This is a genomic window from Vibrio bathopelagicus, from assembly GCF_014879975.1.
Classification (GTDB): domain Bacteria; phylum Pseudomonadota; class Gammaproteobacteria; order Enterobacterales; family Vibrionaceae; genus Vibrio; species Vibrio bathopelagicus.
Genome location: NZ_CP062500.1, coordinates 992,983 through 1,011,088, shown reverse-complemented (window position 1 = coordinate 1,011,088; position 18,106 = coordinate 992,983). Strand labels below are relative to the sequence as shown.

6 protein-coding genes are annotated in these 18,106 nt (G+C 47.1%); 5 read left to right on the top strand and 1 reads right to left on the bottom strand.

The window, feature by feature from the left end; all coding sequences use genetic code 11:
• Positions 1–246: 246 nt before the first annotated feature.
• On the top strand, positions 247–654 hold the full coding sequence (locus IHV80_RS04555) for a thioesterase family protein (RefSeq protein ID WP_192890197.1): 408 nt from the start codon (positions 247–249) through the stop codon (positions 652–654).
• A 54-nt stretch (positions 655–708) separates the two neighbouring features.
• Here the strand turns inward: IHV80_RS04555 and IHV80_RS04550 are convergent, their stop codons facing one another.
• The gene (locus IHV80_RS04550) at positions 709–1,539 is read right to left on the bottom strand and encodes a 4'-phosphopantetheinyl transferase family protein (protein ID WP_192890196.1); all 831 of its coding nucleotides are present in this window, start codon (positions 1,537–1,539) and stop codon (positions 709–711) included.
• 527 nt (positions 1,540–2,066) lie between these two features.
• Between IHV80_RS04550 and IHV80_RS25395 the strand changes: the two genes are divergently transcribed.
• From IHV80_RS25395 to IHV80_RS04535, 4 genes are read left to right on the top strand one after another with little or no spacing between them, the layout of a single operon-like run.
• Positions 2,067–2,258, top strand: a complete 192-nt coding sequence (locus tag IHV80_RS25395) for a hypothetical protein (protein WP_020628682.1) — start codon at positions 2,067–2,069, stop codon at positions 2,256–2,258.
• The gene (locus IHV80_RS04545; protein WP_192890195.1) at positions 2,258–10,075 is read left to right on the top strand and encodes a type I polyketide synthase; all 7,818 of its coding nucleotides are present in this window, start codon (positions 2,258–2,260) and stop codon (positions 10,073–10,075) included. The genes IHV80_RS25395 and IHV80_RS04545 overlap by 1 nt, the downstream gene beginning before the upstream one ends.
• Entirely contained in the window at positions 10,075–12,117 is a 2,043-nt protein-coding gene (locus IHV80_RS04540) for a PfaB family protein (protein WP_192890194.1), read from the top strand. The genes IHV80_RS04545 and IHV80_RS04540 overlap by 1 nt, the downstream gene beginning before the upstream one ends.
• Complete coding sequence (locus tag IHV80_RS04535; RefSeq protein ID WP_192890193.1) at positions 12,114–18,071, top strand: beta-ketoacyl synthase N-terminal-like domain-containing protein; 5,958 nt, start codon at positions 12,114–12,116, stop codon at positions 18,069–18,071. Before IHV80_RS04540 ends, IHV80_RS04535 begins: the two co-directional genes overlap by 4 nt.
• Positions 18,072–18,106: the final 35 nt, after the last annotated feature.

Here is an 18,106-nt window from a genome sequence, read left to right as displayed (position 1 = left end):
TTAACCATAAGGCTTCTTAAGATCGATAAGCTCTAATCGACTAACTGATGTAAATATTAATGGGTGGGAAATGACACATAGAATATTTGTAAATGGGTGGGAGTTGACCAACGTATCACTAATGAATGAGGTCTGACCAAAAGCGACTTTACCGATGATGCCTTGAAGTAATTTCAACCTATCCTGTAGAGTGCTGCACAACTTAGTCAGATTTACTACAACGCTACTTAATAAGAGTTGATATCAATGAGCCAGATCTACCATCACCCAGTACAAATTTACTATGAAGATACCGATCACTCAGGTGTGGTTTATCACCCTAACTTTCTAAAGTACTTTGAGCGTGCACGCGAACATGTATTGGGTAGCGATAAATTGGCAACATTGTGGAATGAACACGGATTAGGTTTTGCGGTATATAAAGCCAACATGACTTTTCAAGATGGGGTTGAGTTCGCTGAGATCTGCGACATCCGAACCTCTTTTGAACTCGATGGCAAATACAAAACGCTATGGCGCCAGGAAGTGTGGCGTAAAGATGCAACCAAACCCGCGGTGATTGGTGATATCGAAATGGTCTGTTTAGATAAAGACAAACAACTCCAGCCAGTGCCTGCTGAAGTATTAAAAGCGATGCTTGGGCAGCCGAGTTAATTCTAGTTTTAGTCAGTGATTCAACTGAGATCACTGACATTCGGACAACAGACGTTAAACCAGCAATTGAGATGGAGGGAAAACTTTCATCTCGAATTGCATTGGAAGACTCACTCCACCAAGCGTAACAGCAAATCGGTACTGGTCATCCAATCGCCCTAAGCTACATTGCCATGTTGTTGAAATATCGCTTTGTTCAGCAACACGCAAATCAACTCCGGCATATACACGGATTCCACCATGCAATCTAATTTCATCCTGCAAGTTTGGTTGAAAATCCGAAGCGTGAAGTGGCAGTGTTTGTTCCGTCAGGTTAGAAAAATCGAACGAAAAACTTCGCAACGATGTCGCTAGACCCTTGCCCGTCGCTTTGATGTAGGACTCTTTCAATGCCCACAGATCGAAAAAACGCTCTCTCTGTTCTTCTTTGCTGAGCTCAAGTAAATCCGTCAATTCTGTATCTGAAAAACAGTGCTTCATGATTGAGTCGATATTGGTTGAGCTTCTTGCATGTTCAATATCTACACCCAGTTGAACTTGCTTCCCTTCTTTCTGGCAAACCGCGATTAACAAATGTTCTTTGCTATGACTGATATTGAAATTCAGGCCGGTTTCTATTTGTTGTTTCTCAATTAAGCTTGGCTTTCCTTTCTCACCATATTCAAATCTCCACTCTTCAGGCGACAAACAAGCGTAGCGCGATAAGATCGCTCTCAGATAATTTCGTACATACAAAGCTTGAGTCTGAGATGAGGGCATTCGATACCGCTCAACTTTGGTTATCTCATCGGCTGTCAGTCTCTTTTTGAGCTGCGATACCTTGTTTGGTTGGTCATTTAAATTACTCAGAGAGCATAGCCACAAATCAATAACTGGAGTTTTCATTTAACTCGAACTCACTTCTATAAACCACTCTTCAAAACACGATTGGAACAACCAAATCGAACAAATTTAACTCATCTATGATTTAAGCGGAACCTAGAGAATACGGGAGGGAAACACCCTTCATATACGGACTTAAAACTAATTTTTCAAATAATAACAAATTAAAACACAGATCACACTTAGCCTTAGACAAGAGGCATCCATTAAATGTTACTTACAAAAATATGACATAGATCTCACCAAGTCAAAATATAGAGTAAAAACACTAAAAAACAACCCATACCCATTAATTATCAATAAGTTAATTAAATTAAAAATACAAAAATCAAAACCATGCCAAATTCATCTGGTCTGAACAGATCATAGTGGCCTCTGGGAGCATTGTATCGACAACTCACCTCGGGTAGCCTGCTCAACCATTAAACAAATTCACACGTTTTCTTTGCGGATACCGACTTGTCATTTAGTCAGACTTTGAACAGGATTTTAATGGACATCGCCTCAACATTTGAATGCCACCGTCGCGCATGAAACACCTCCCCTACTCTCGTAAGTCAACGCACTTCGAAAGCCTAATTTCTATCTGGTTGCCGCCACTCAGCAACCTGAATTTTCAGCTGCGCTTCCCTAAATCTGTTTCAGATTTTCTTTCTATAGCTTTAAAAGCGCAGCCTCAAAACACGACATCACTTTCTGTGATTTCTAGTGGAGACTCATAATGAGCCAACCCGAGACAAATACACCGGAATCAGTCGACGATTCTCGACTGAATAAACGCCTTAAAGATATGCCTGTGGCTATCGTTGGTATGGCGAGCATGTTTGCAAACTCTCGTTACCTGAATAAATTTTGGGACCTTATTAGCGAAAAGATCGATGCAATTACTGAAGTGCCAGATACGCACTGGCGTCCAGAAGATTACTACGATTCAGATCGTACTACGCCAGACAAGTCTTACTGTAAGCGCGGTGGTTTCATCCCTGAAGTGGACTTCAACCCAATGGAGTTCGGCCTTCCGCCAAATATCCTAGAACTGACTGATACGTCACAGCTGCTTTCTCTGATCGTTGCAAAAGAAGTACTTGAAGATGCCAAGCTGCCTGAAGGCTACGACCGCGATAAGATCGGTATCACGCTGGGTGTTGGTGGTGGTCAGAAGATCGCTCAAAGCCTTAACGCTCGTCTTCAATACCCTGTTTTGAAAAAAGTATTCAAGAGCAGTGGTATCAACGACGAAGACAGCGAAATGCTGATCAAAAAATTCCAAGACCAATACATCCACTGGGAAGAGAACTCATTCCCTGGTTCATTGGGTAACGTAATTTCAGGTCGTATCGCTAACCGCTTTGACCTTGGTGGTATCAATTGTGTAGTAGACGCTGCTTGTGCAGGTTCTCTAGCCGCTATGCGCATGGCACTGAGCGAGCTGGTTGAAGGCCGCAGTGAAATGATGATCACAGGTGGTGTGTGTACTGATAACTCACCAACCATGTACATGAGCTTCTCTAAAACCCCAGCATTCACCACCAATGAAACCATTCAACCTTTCGATATCGACTCAAAAGGCATGATGATTGGTGAAGGCATCGGCATGGTTGCACTTAAGCGTCTTGAAGATGCTGAGCGTGACGGCGACAGAATCTACTCGGTAATTAAAGGTGTGGGTTCTTCGTCGGATGGTAAGTTCAAGAGTATTTACGCGCCTCGCCCTGAAGGGCAAGCTAAAGCACTGAAACGTGCTTACGATGATGCAGGTTTTGCACCGCACACGCTTGGCTTACTAGAAGCGCACGGTACTGGTACTGCAGCGGGTGATGTTGCTGAATTTGGTGGCTTAAACTCAGTATTCAGTGAGAACAACGAAGAGAAGCAACACATTGCGTTAGGTTCTGTGAAATCTCAAATAGGTCACACCAAATCAACTGCGGGGACTGCAGGTTTAATCAAAGCTGCATTAGCACTGCACCACAAAGTACTGCCGCCAACGATTAACGTATCAGCTCCGAATCCTAAGTTAGATATCGAGAACTCACCGTTCTACCTAAACACACAAACGCGTCCTTGGATGAAACGTATCGACGGCACACCGCGCCGTGCAGGTATTAGCTCATTTGGTTTTGGTGGCACTAACTTCCACGTTGTATTGGAAGAGTACACACCAGAACACGCTCGCGGTGACAAATACCGTCAGCGCCAAGTACCTCAAACTCTGTTGTTCAGCGCAGAGTCTCGCCAAGCACTGATCAATGAGCTCAAGCAGGTTTCAACTCAAGCTACAGATGTTGCGTTCAAACTGGAAACGCTTGCTGAGCAACACGCTCTACGCGAAGTTGACGCTAAGCATGCACGTCTTGGTTTAGTCGTTACTGACCAAGCAGACCTTCAAGCGCAACTGACTCAAGCGGTTTCTATGCTTGAGAGCCAAACCAAAGCACATTGGCAGATGCCAAACGGTACTAGCTACCGAGAGTCGGCACTGATTGCAGAAAACGGCGCAGGTAAAGTGGCAGCGCTATTTGCAGGTCAAGGGTCGCAATACCTAAACATGGGTCGCGAGCTTGCTTGTCATTACCCTGAGATGCGCCAACAGCTTGCTCAAGCGGATCAAGTATTTGGTCAGCACAAGAAAACGGCTCTGTCGCAAATTCTGTTCCCAATTCCAACTTTCACACCAGAAGCAACCAAAGCTCAAGAAGCTGTACTAACCAACACCGCCAATGCGCAAAGTGCAATTGGTACTGTGTCTATGGGTCAGTTCGACATCATGACTCAAGCTGGCTTCAAAGCAGACATGGTCGCGGGCCACAGCTTTGGTGAGTTAAGTGCACTATGTGCATCGGGTGTTATCTCGCAAGACGATTACTACCAGCTAGCTTTCGCTCGTGGCGATGCGATGGCAGCGACACCTGAACAAGGCGACAGCGGTACTATGTTTGCGGTCATCCTAGACGCAGACAAGCTTCCAGCCGTTGAAAGCTGCATTAGCCAATTCGAAGGCGTGAGTATTGCCAACTACAACGCTCCGACTCAGCTGGTTATTGCAGGCCCAACTGCGACGGTTCAACAAGCAGCACAAGCGCTAACAGAACAAGGCTTCAAAGCAATTGCTCTGCCAGTATCTGGTGCTTTCCACACGCCGCTTGTTGCTCACGCTCAAAAACCGTTTGCTGCTGCAATTGATAAAGCTTCATTTAGCGCTCCAACGCTGCCGCTTTACTCAAACGCAACGGGCAAACTGCACAGCAAAGACGCGAAAGCTATTAAGAAAGCGTTCAAGCAACACATGCTGCAATCGGTTCGTTTCAGCGAGCAAATTGAAGCGATGTATGAAGCAGGTGCTCGTGTATTCGTTGAGTTCGGTCCGAAAAACATTCTTCAAAAGCTGGTTGAGAAAACATTGGCTGATAAGAACGAAGAACTTTACGCAATCAGCATTAACCCAAGCCCTAAAGGCGACAGTGACCAACAGCTTCGCCTAGCTGCGGTTCAACTGTGCGTGGCAGGTGTTTCACTAGACAACATTGACCCTTACCAAGCTGACATTGCTGAACCTGCAAAGGCATCACCAATGAACATCAAGCTGAACGCAACCAACTACATCAGCCCTGCTACTCGTAAGAAAATGGATCAATCATTGGCTTCGGGCAACGTCACCGAAAAGACTGAGATTGTGGAAGTGAAAGTTGAAGTCGAGAAAATCGTGGAAAAAGAAGTGATAAAAACAGAAATCGTTGAAGTACCTGTTGCGGCTCCTCAAGCTTCAAATGTACAACCGTCAGTTGCACCAGCATCAAGTACGCCAGTATCAGCAGCGCAGCAGCCTCTCGTCGCGCAAACAGCACCAACGACTATTCAGCCAGCAGCCCAAGTAACGGTTGATGAATCTTCACTGCAGTCGTTCTTCAACGCTCAACAACAAGCAGCCGAAGTACATCAGCAATTCTTGGCTATTCCTCAGCAATACGGTGACACGTTCAACACGCTAATGTCTGAGCAAGCAAAAATGGCAACGGCAGGCGTAGCAATCCCAGAGAACCTACAACGTTCTATGGATATGTTCCATCAGCACCAAGCTGAGACGTTAAAAGCTCACGCTCATTACCTAGAGATGCAATCGCACAACAACAACTCGGCACTCAATATGCTGACGCAAGGTTCAGTGCAAACGGCACAACCAACCTTCGTTGCGCCAGTAAATGCTCAGCCAGCGATTCAAGCTCCATCGACTCCAGCAGCTGTCGTCCAACAGCCTGTAGCTCAAGTGCAAACAGCCGCTGTACAAGCTGCGCCAGTTCAAAATTCAGTCGCTCAGCAAGCTCCAGTACAGAAAGCCGCTCCTGCACCACAAGTAGCGGCTCAAGCGGCAGCGCCTGTTGCAGCTCAACCTGTGCCAGTTAAAGCGCAACCAGCTCCTGTGGCTGCACCAGCAGCAGTACAAACAGCCGATGCTGAAAAAGTGATGCTCGAAGTGGTAGCCGAGAAAACGGGTTACCCAACGGAAATGCTTGATCTAGAAATGGACATGGAAGCTGACCTTGGTATCGACTCAATCAAACGCGTAGAGATTCTTGGTACCGTTCAAGACGAAATGCCAAACCTACCTGAGCTGAATCCTGAAGATTTAGCTGAGTGTCGTACTCTTGGTGAAATCGTTACTTACATGAACAGCAAGATGCCAGCATCAGCGCCTGTTGCAGCACAGCCAAGCGCAACCGCTCCTGTTCAAGCAGCTAACGGTCTTGATGCAAAAGTCGTTCAACAAACCATGCTAGAAGTGGTTGCTGAGAAGACAGGTTACCCAACGGAAATGCTTGATCTAGAAATGGATATGGAAGCAGACCTTGGTATCGATTCAATCAAACGTGTTGAGATCCTTGGTACGGTTCAAGATGAACTGCCTACTCTTCCAGAGCTAAATCCTGAAGACTTAGCTGAGTGTCGTACTCTTGGCGAAATCGTTGACTATATGAACAGCAAGCTTCCAGCTTCTGCTCCAGTGTCTTCACAAGCAACAGCAGTTGCTCCGGTAACATCTAACAACGGACTAGATGCCGCTGTCGTTCAAAAAACCATGTTAGAAGTGGTAGCAGAGAAGACGGGCTACCCGACTGAAATGCTAGACCTAGCAATGGACATGGAAGCAGATCTTGGTATCGACTCAATCAAGCGTGTTGAAATTCTAGGTACGGTTCAAGACGAGCTACCGACTCTTCCAGAGCTAAACCCTGAAGACCTCGCTGAGTGTCGTACTCTAGGCGAAATCGTAGACTACATGAACAGTAAGCTTCCAGCTTCTGCTCCAGTAGTAACTCAAGTATCTGCACCAGTGCAAGCAGTATCAAACGGTTTAAACGCAGAACAAGTTCAAGGCACAATGCTGAGCGTAGTGGCTGATAAAACTGGCTACCCAACAGAAATGCTAGACCTAGCAATGGACATGGAAGCTGACCTTGGCATCGACTCAATCAAACGTGTTGAGATCCTTGGTACGGTTCAAGACCAGCTACCAACATTGCCAGAGCTGAACCCTGAAGACCTAGCTGAGTGTCGTACTCTGGGTGAAATCGTTGACTACATGAACAGTAAGCTAGCTCCTAGTTCGGAAACTGCGACAGAAGCTCCTGCTGTAGAAAGCGCGAGCAACGACCTAAACCCTGCTCATGTTCAATCAACCATGATGGAAGTGGTTGCCGACAAAACTGGTTACCCAGCAGAAATGCTCGACCTAGCGATGGACATGGAAGCTGACCTTGGCATCGACTCAATCAAACGTGTTGAGATCCTGGGTACGGTTCAAGACCAGCTACCAACGCTGCCAGAACTAAACCCTGAAGACCTAGCTGAGTGTCGTACTTTGGGTGAAATCGTTACTTACATGCAAAGCAAGCTATCGGCAGCTGCACCAGTAGCGACTCCTCAAGCTCAACCTGTAACGCCTATCACAGAAGCAGCGACAACAGAACTTCCTCCACACAATGAGGTAGCGCTAAAAAAGCTACCAGCGGCAGATAAACTCGTCGATTGTTTCTCAAAAGACGCTTGTGTCGTGATCACCGATGATGGTCACAACGCCGGTGTTCTAGCAGAAAAGTTGACCGCTAACGGCATTCAAGTTGCTGTAGTACGTAGTGCTCTTTCTGCCGCTTCACCTTTAAACAGTGAAATCACAAGCTACACACTCAACAGTGTTGATGATGCTGGTGTGACTGCAGTTATTAACGACATCGAAGCAGACCTGAAAACATCAAAGAAAGTGATTGCTGGCTTCATTCACCTACAAGCTATCGTTGATGCTAAGCAAAGCAACGAGCAAGCTGTTAACTTGAATGCAGACTCAAGAACTTCACTGACGACAGCGTTCTTATTCGCGAAGCACCTAAATGGCCAACTGAATGCGGTTTCTGGTCGCAGCGTGTTCTTCACACTAAGCCGTATCGATGGTGGCTTTGGTTACCTAGAGGCTAAGCAATTAGCGAATGCAGAACTTAACCAAGCAGCGCTGTCTGGTCTAACTAAGACACTGAGCCACGAATGGTCAAACGTGTTCTGCCGTGCATTGGATGCTGATGCTTCTATTGATGCTCGTCACCTTGCTGAAGCTATCACTGGCGAACTGTTCGATATCGACACCAACACGGTGGAAATCGGCCTTAGCCAAGCGGAAAGTGGTGAATCTGGTCGTGCAACATTGATTGCGACAACACCAGGTGCTGCTCAAACGAAAAACACAGGCGCTCAACTAACCAAGAGCGACAAAGTTCTCGTCACGGGTGGTGCTAAAGGCGTGACGTTTGAATGTGCACTGACGCTTGCTAAGCAATGTAAGTCTCACTTCATTCTTGCAGGTCGTAGTAAGCATATTACTTCAGCTGAGCTACCTCAGTGGGCACAAGGCAAGCAAGAGAAAGAGCTAAAACCAGCGGCTATCGCTCACCTACAAGCAACAGGTGACAAACCAACGCCGAAGAAAGTTGATGCCTTGCTAAAACCTGTATTGAGCAGCCTTGAAATCAACGCAGCACTTGCCGCTTTCAACGAGATTGGCGCGAGCGCTGAATACCTAAGCCTAGATGTGTCGAACCATGAGTCAGTAGCGAAAACGCTGGCAAACTTCGACGGCATTACGGGTCTTATCCACGGTGCAGGTGTACTGGCTGACAAACACATTCAAGATAAAACGCTTGATGAACTGAACATGGTTTACGGCACGAAAGTGGGTGGATTAGAAGCGGTTCTTGGTGGTCTTGATAGCAGCAAGCTAAAGCTGATTGCGATGTTCTCTTCGGCAGCGGGTTTCTACGGAAATACAGGCCAAAGTGATTACTCGATGTCTAACGAGATCCTAAACAAAGCGGCTCTGCAATTGTCTGCGCGTAACCCTCAAGCGAAAGTGATGAGCTTCAACTGGGGACCGTGGGACGGTGGCATGGTCAACGCAGCACTGAAACGTATGTTTACAGAGCGCGGTGTTTACGTGATCCCTCTTCAGGCGGGTGCAGAGCTGTTTAGTTCTCAGCTACTGAACGAAACTGGCATTCAATTGCTGGTTGGTACGAGCATGCAAGGTTCTGACAACAAGGAAGCTGCTGTAAAAAAGCTTAATGCGGAGTCTATGCATCTTGCAAAGAGTCCGCTGAATACAAGCATCACTGTGACACGTCATCTTGATCCGAAGGCATTGCCTTTCATTCAAGATCACTGCATTGCCGGTAACCCAGTGTTACCGACAGTGTGTGCCATCCAATGGATGCGTGAAGTGGCTGAGCAACTGTTAGGGGTGAACGTTAGCGTTCACCAATACAAACTGCTGAAAGGTGTGATTTTTGATACCGATGAAGTGCAAGAGCTGAAACTGGTTCTTTCCTCTGACGCTAAATCAAAAGATCAGCTAAAAGCGGTGATCAGTTGCCAAGGGCGACCACAGTATCAAGCTCAGTTGCAAGTCGCCTCTGTACAAGTGTCTGAAGATGTTCAACAAGCGTCAGTAAAGCGTTTTGAAGCCAATACTTCAGCACCCGTAACAACGGCACAAGCTCTATACAGTGACGGCACTCTGTTTCATGGACCAAGATTGCAAGGTATTACCTCAGTTGAACGCTTTGACGACTTAGGCTTATTGGCTCAGTGCCAGTTGCCTCAGATTGAAAACAGCGACTGCGGATCATTTATTCCTAAGCAAGACTTTGGCGATAGCCAACCATTTGCTGAAGATTATCTGTTGCAAGCAATGCTGGTATGGGCTCGATTGAAGTACGGCGCGGCAAGCCTACCGTCTGCAATTGGTGAGTTTATTTGTTACGCACCAATGCACAATGGTGACCAAGGTTGGCTAGAGCTCAGCGTGATAAAAAGCACGGCTCGTTCGCTGCAAGCTGATATCTCGCTTTACCACCAAGATGGTCGTTTAAGCGCGGTAATGAAAGGTGCCAAAGTCACCATCAGCAAGAGCTTAAATGACGCATTTTTGCCAAAATCTAGCTCAGCAGTGTCGAAGAAAGAGGCTACTAAGAACGCAGAAAAGGAGCAATTGTCATAGTGACTGTTCCTACTAATAAAGCGATGCCATTGCGCATCGCTCTTTTAGCTCAGCCAGCAAACGCGGCTGGGCTTTCTGCCGACTTATTACCTTCGTTTCCTGAGATGGTTACTGTTGTAGTTGACAGCAATTTTAAGCAAGCACTTAGCCGTGCGATTGAGACTATAAATCAAGGCGCTGCTGTTAAACTCTGTTTGGATTCTCACTCACCATCATTGTTGATGTTAAGTGCGCTGAATGCTGCTCAGAATAAGATTCACCCACACGCAAATTTGGCGGGCTTTGCCGAAGCTCTTGATCTAGATAATGGAGATAGCGTTCAGCTTGCTCTGGATATTGCACGCCGCCCAACTTCGGATTTAAGCCATCAACAGCAATACTCAACCCTATCTGCTTCGCAGCAGTTTAATGAGTTGTTGAATATGATTGAGGCGATATCGAGCCGTTCATTACCGAGCCATTATTGGTTCACTGAACCGAACAAAGCACGTGTTGCTGCGTTAACCTTCAGCGAAGAAAACCAGAAATCCACCAGCCTGATATTGACTCAAGCGACCGGTTTGCAAGAACCAAAACCATTGCTATCGAGCGAACGTTTGATGTTTGTGGTTTCAGGCAATGAGCAAGCCGAATTGGTTTCTCAGTTAACCTCGTTAAAAGCAGAGCTTAAATGCATTAGCGATTCGGCGGACAGCGAACTTGCTATCGCCACCCTGATGCATTCAAACCTAAATCACTTCCAAAGCGTTCAGCACAATGCTGACCTTGGCGCGAACATCGTGATTCAAGCGGCGTCAATTGATGCTGCACTACAAGAGATCACAGCGATAGAAAATGCGTTGCCAAAAGTAATGGCAGACAATAGCCACTACAAAACGCCAGCAGGCAGTTGTTTCTCACCGAAGCCTCAAAGCAAAGGTAGTGTTGCATTTGTTTACCCTGGTGTTGGCACGGTTTATCCTGGCATGTTGCGCGAATTTCACCACCATTTCCCACAGTTATTTGCTCGCTTAGAACGCGAAGGTAACTTGAAAGAGATGCTGCAGGCTGAGAAAACCTACGCTGACGATGCGCAAGAAATGTCGCTCAGTGAGTTAGCCATTGCAGGTGTGGGCAGTAGTTATTTACTGACTCAGCTCTTGTGTGATGAATTCAAAGTGCAGCCAGATTTCGCCTTGGGTTACTCCAAGGGTGAAGCCTCAATGTGGGCCAGCTTAAACGTTTGGAGAAACCCACATGCACTGATTGAGATGACCCAAACTAGCCCTATTTTCACGACGGCTATTTCTGGCGAACTCACAGCAGTACGTCAAAATTGGCAGCTGAACAGCGACGAAAGCATCCAGTGGAATAGCTTTGTTGTTCGCAGTGATGCACAAGCGATTGAGGCTCTGTTACCAGAGTTCCCACGCGCTTATCTTGCAATTATCCAAGGTGACACTTGCGTACTTGCTGGCTGTGAAAATACTTGTCGAGCATTGCTTAAAAAGCTTGGTAAACGTGGCATTGCCGCTAACCGTGTTACTGCAATGCACACCACGCCAGCGTTGAGCCAGCATAGCCAAGTGCGTGAGTTTTACACTCAACCACTGTTCGACAAGTTGCCAAAGCATATCCGCTTTATCAGCGCTGCAGGTCTACCGACGGGCTCACCAATCAATATCGACAGCGACAGCATTGCCCTTTCGATTGCCGACACTTTCTGTTCAACGCTGGACTTCACCGCGTTGGTCCAGAGTGTACGTCAACAAGGCGCGCGTTTGTTTGTCGAAGTGGGTGCCGATCGTCAAACCAGCACATTGATCGACAAGATCAATCGTAGCGACAACGTAGCAGACCAATACTGCACAATCGCTTCCAATGCCAAGGGGGGCGACGATGTTGTCACGCTCATCAAGTGCATTGGTCAGCTCATTACTCATCAAATCCCACTGTCTGTCGAGCCACTTCTTCAAGGGCTAGAACAACAGATGACCGCCGCTAAGCAAGTAAGTGGTGTACCTGAAGGCAGAGCAGTAAATCATCAAGGAGAGCTAGTATGAGTTCTCAATATCAGAACAAACAGCAAGTGAAGTGCACTAAGATCGCGATTGTCGGTATTGCTAACCAATACCCAGAAGCTGATACGCCAAAAGACTTTTGGCAAAACTTGCTGAATAAAAAAGATTCTCGAACCACATTAAGCGCCGAAAAGTTAGGCGCTAAACCTGAAAGCTATCAGGGTGTGCAAGGTGAGTCGGATCGCTTTTATTGTGATAAAGGCGGCTACATCGAAAACTTCAATTTCGATAGCAATGGCTATCGCTTAGCAACAGAGTCATTCAACGGTGTTGACCAGAGTTTCCTTTGGGCTTTGGATACCAGTCGTAAGGCTTTAGCCGACGCAGGTATTGATTTAAATGCCGATGTTTTAGAGCGCACAGGCGTGATCATGGGTGCCCTTTCGTTCCCAACGACACGTTCAAACGACTTGTTTCTGCCGATGTATCACTCGGTGGTCGAGAAAGCACTTAAAGATAAATTAGCTAATGACCAGTTTTCACTGCTACCAACCAATGAAACCGCTCAAGACCTCAACCCTATCAATGGTGCTGCAGCTCATAACGCCTCTAAGTTAGTGGCTGATGCATTGGGTCTAGGCAACGTGCAACTTAGCCTAGACGCAGCGTGTGCAAGCTCGGTGTATTCATTGAAGTTAGCGTGTGATTACCTGAACACGGGCAAAGCCGACATGATGCTGGCAGGCGCGGTATCCGGTGCTGACCCATTCTTTATCAACATGGGTTTTTCCATCTTCCACGCTTACCCAGACCACGGTGTTTCGGTTCCGTTTGATAGCAACAGTAAAGGTCTGTTTGCTGGCGAAGGTGCCGGTGTTTTAGTCCTAAAACGCTTAGCTGATGCAGAGCGTGATGGCGATAATATTTACGCAGTTGTCAGCGGTATTGGCTTGTCGAACGATGGCCGTGGCCAGTTCGTATTAAGCCCAAATAGCAAAGGACAAGTACAAGCCTTTGAACGCGCTTACGAGGCTTCGAACTTATCACCAGACAGCATCGAAGTGATTGAGTGTCACGCAACCGGCACACCACTAGGTGACAAGGTTGAGTTAACCTCAATGGAGCGATTCTTTGCTGACAAGTTGAATGGTTCTAACCCGCCATTGATTGGCTCTGCGAAGTCAAACCTCGGCCACTTGCTGACTGCGGCAGGTATGCCAGGGATCATGAAGATGATCTTTGCGATGAAAGAAGGCGTACTTCCTCCAAGTATTAACTTGGATAAACCACTGTCTTCGCCAGAAGGTTTATTTGGTTCACAGACCCTACCAACTCAGGTTCAACCTTGGCCAAGTAAAGCGGGCAACTCAGAGCGCTGCGCGGGTGTTTCTGTCTTTGGTTTCGGTGGGTGTAACGCTCACTTACTGCTTGAAGCGTATTCAGACACGAGTAATGTAAACCAGACTTTAGAGCCAGCGTCCCCAAGCCTACAGCCGTCTAATTTAAGCATTACTGGCCTAGCATCTCACTTCGGTTCTCTGCAAAATATCAACGCGCTGAGCACTGCGATTGAAACCAACAACGATGCTTTCATTACTTTGCCTAAGAAACGCTGGAAAGGCTTAGACCAACACCCAGAGCTACTGAATCAGTTTGGTTTACACGGCATTCCAAACGGAGCGTACATCGATCAATTCGATCTCGATTTCCTACGCTTTAAAGTGCCACCTAATGAAGATGACCGCTTGATCTCTCAGCAGTTGCTACTGATGAAAGTTGCAGACGAAGCGATCAAAGATGCCAAGCTTGTTGCTGGTCAAAAAGTTGCTGTACTCGTCGCAATGGAAACTGAGCTTGAGATGCACCAATTCCGTGGACGCGTAAACCTGCATAGCCAACTGGCTGACAGCTTTGCCAACATGGGTATTGAGCTAACACAAGACGAATACCAATCGCTAGAAACCATCGCGATGGACAGTGTGATGGACGCAGCCAAGCTGAACCAATACACCAGTTTCATCGGCAATATCATGGCTTCGCGTATCTCTTCATTGTGGGACTTTAATGGCCCTGCCTTTACGATTTCAGCCGCTGAACAGTCGGTTGCTCGTTGTATCGATGTCGCGCAAAACTTAATGTCGCAAGAATCAATGGACGCAGTCGTGATTGCAGCCGTTGACCTAAGCGGCAGTGCAGAGCATGTGATTCTGAAGAACAGCGTGAGCACAGTATCGCTTGCTTCAAAGTTCGGACAACCACAAGACGGCAATTGGAATGTGGGCGAAGGCGCAGGTGCGGTTGTTCTTGTTGAAGAAGGTCGAGTAGCTAGCAACCAAGACACGGCTTACGGCAGCATCAACGCTTTGGCTTTTGGTTCAAGCGAGCGTAACAATGCCGTTGCTGATGAGTTACTAACTCAAGTTGGCATGAGCTCGAACGATGTTTCTCTGCTTGAGCTTAACCATGCACCAGAGTCTTCATTACATCTGTTTTCATCAGATCAGTCTTCGTCTCTAAGTTTAGGGAGCACAAAGACGACTCAAGCAAGTCAACGTGTAGGCCACTGCTCTGCTGCTTCTGGCATGGCAAGCCTGCTACACGGTCTGCTCAACCTGAACCTTGCACCTCTGAATCCGAATGTCAGTTCTAAGAACGCGATTGTTGCCAACATCAGCGAAGGACAATGTTCACAGCTGCTACTAAGCCAATCGAGTGTTGAATCTCAATCACTTTCTGTTCGTTTAAGCAGTGAGCTGGCGAGTGATGCTAAGCGTCAATTGGTTAAGCAAGTAACATTAGGTGGTCGCGATATTTATCAACATATTGCCCAAACCCCAGTGACCAACTTGGCTGCGATTCAGCAGAAAGCTTCTGGCAAACAAGCAGCAAGAGTGGCGTCGACTCCAACGACAGCAAGCATTCAAGCAGCCCTTGCGCAAAAAGAGTTAGAGAAGAAAGCATTAGCGCAGAATGCGATAGAGCCAGTAATTGAAACTCCTACATCAGTATCCCCTACTCTGGCGCCAACTCGCCACAGTCAGCAAACAGGTAACCACAGCAATATGACTCATGTCCTATCAGCTAAAAATGGCGTATCGAACATCGACGCTAATACGGATGCAGCATCACAGCCGTCTGTAACACCATACAACCAAGCTTTTGCTCAAAATCAGCAAGCAGCGCAGCAAGTACACAAAGCATTCTTGCACACTCGTGCCCAAGGTATGCAGATGGCTGATGCACTATTAAAAGCACAGCTAAACGCAGTTACGGCTGGTTTAGATAGCTCAGCCGTTTCTCAACAAACGAATGGTCAACAAACATCAGCTCAGCCTGTTCAAGCTCAACCAGCTCAGGTCCAGTCAGTGCCAGTCAACGTATTAGCGACTCCTGCACCTGTGAAGCCCGTTCGTAAGCCATGTATCTGGGATTACGATGATCTGGTTGAATACGCTGAAGGCGACATCGCTAACGTATTTGGCCCTGATTACGCGATCATCGATAGCTACTCGCGCCGCGTTCGTTTGCCAACCACCGACTACCTATTGGTATCTCGTGTGACTAAGCTCAACGCGACAGTGAACGAGTACAAGCCAAGCACAATGACCACCGAATACGACATCCCAGTTGATGCGCCGTATCTTGTTGATGGTCAGATCCCTTGGGCAGTAGCGGTAGAATCTGGTCAATGTGACCTAATGCTAATCAGCTACTTAGGCATTGATTTCGAAAACAAAGGCGAGCGCGTTTATCGCCTACTCGATTGTACGCTGACCTTCCTTGGCGACTTGCCTCGTGGTGGCGATACACTCCGTTACGACATCTCAATCAACAGCTTTGCTCGCAATGGCGACACGCTACTTTTCTTCTTCTCGTACGAGTGTTTCGTTGGCGACAAGATGATCCTGAAAATGGATAACGGCTGTGCTGGCTTCTTCACAGACGAAGAACTGGCTGACGGCAAAGGTGTTATCCACACAGAAGACGAAATCAAGGCTCGTAAGCTTGCAACTAAGCAACGCTTCGACCCGATTCTGCACTGCCCTAAAACCCAGTTTAACCACCAAGAACTGCGTAACCTGCTTAGCGCAAATATCGCAGAATGTTTTGGCCCGACTCACCAATCTGATCGCCACCAGCCTTCTCTTTGCTTCAGCTCTGAGAAGTTCATGATGATCGAAAAGGTTAGCCGTGTTGAACCACAAGGTGGCACATGGGGACTTGGTCTGATTGAAGGTCACAAACAGCTAGAACCTGAGCATTGGTACTTCCCTTGTCACTTCAAAGATGACTCAGTAATGGCTGGCTCTTTGATGGCAGAAGGTTGTGGTCAACTGCTTCAATTCTTCATGATGCACCTTGGCATGCACACGCTTGTTAAAAATGGTCGTTTCCAACCGCTTGAAAATGCACCTCAACAAGTACGTTGTCGTGGCCAAGTTCTACCGCAATCAGCAGAACTGACTTACCGCATGGAAGTGACCGAGATTGGTCTAAGCCCTCGCCCATACGCGAAAGCTAACATCGATATTTTGCTGAACGGCAAAGTGATTGTTGATTTCCAAAACTTGGGTGTGATGATCAAAGAAGACGACGAATGTACTCGTTACCTACCTTCTTTAGAAACAGCTGTCGCGACCCCTGTCATCGAAAACTTGGGCCATACACCAGCCGTTAATCAGCAGGCTTCAGCAAATGCACCACTGATGGCGCAAATTGAAGATCTAGAAACTGCATCAAATAAAGGGGTGGTACCTCTTCAACACGTTGAAGCTCCGGTAACGCCTGATTACCCGAACCGCACACCCGATACGGTTCCGTTCACGCCATACCACATGTTCGAGTTCGCAACCGGTAATATCGAGAAATGTTTCGGCCCTGACTTCTCAATCTACCGCGGCATGATTCCACCACGTACTCCGTGTGGTGACTTACAGCTAACCACTCGTGTGGTTGAGATCGATGGTAAGCGTGGCGACTTTAAGAAACCTTCATCATGTATCGCAGAATACGAAGTGCCAGAAAATGCATGGTACTTTGATGAAAACAGCCACCACACCTTGATGCCTTATTCGGTACTGATGGAGATTTCATTGCAGCCAAACGGCTTTATCTCTGGCTACATGGGTACAACACTGGGCTTCCCAGGTGAAGAGCTGTTTTTCCGCAACCTAGATGGCAGTGGCAAAATGCTACGTAACGTCGACTTACGCGGTAAAACGATCACCAACGATTCTCGTCTACTTTCAACCGTAATGATGGGCACCAACATCGTACAGAGCTTCAGCTTCGAACTGAGCACTGACGGCGTGCCTTTCTACCAAGGTACCGCGGTATTTGGTTACTTCAAAGGCGCAGCACTGAAAGATCAGCTTGGTTTGGACAACGGTAAAGTGACTCACCCTTGGCACGTTGATAACAACCGCACACCAGATGTAAACATCAACCTGCTAGACAAAACGACTCGTTACTTCAATGCACCTGTTTCTGCTACTGGTGAAGTGCAAGAGCACTACCAACTGGCTGGCGGTCGCTTGAACTTTATCGATACTGTGCAGATCACCAGCGATGGTGGTAAAGACGGTCTAGGTTACCTATACGCTGAGCGTACGATTGACCCAAGCGATTGGTTCTTCCAGTTCCACTTCCATCAAGATCCGGTAATGCCTGGCTCTCTAGGTGTCGAAGCGATCATCGAACTGATGCAAACCTACGCGCTAAACAAAGATCTTGGCGCTGGCTTCCGCAATCCGAAGTTTGGTCAAATCCAATCTGAAGTGAAATGGAAATACCGTGGTCAGATTAACCCTCTGAACAAGCAGATGTCTCTGGATGTACACATCACTGCGATTAAAGACGAAGACGGTAAACGCATCATCGTTGGCGACGCAAACCTGAGCAAAGATGGTCTGCGTATTTACGAAGTGAAAGACATCGCAATTTGTATCGAAGAAGCTCCTGTTATCGATAAAGCCCCTGCTATCAATAAAGCTTAAGCCGCCATTAGAGACAAAGAATTAGGAAAGAATTT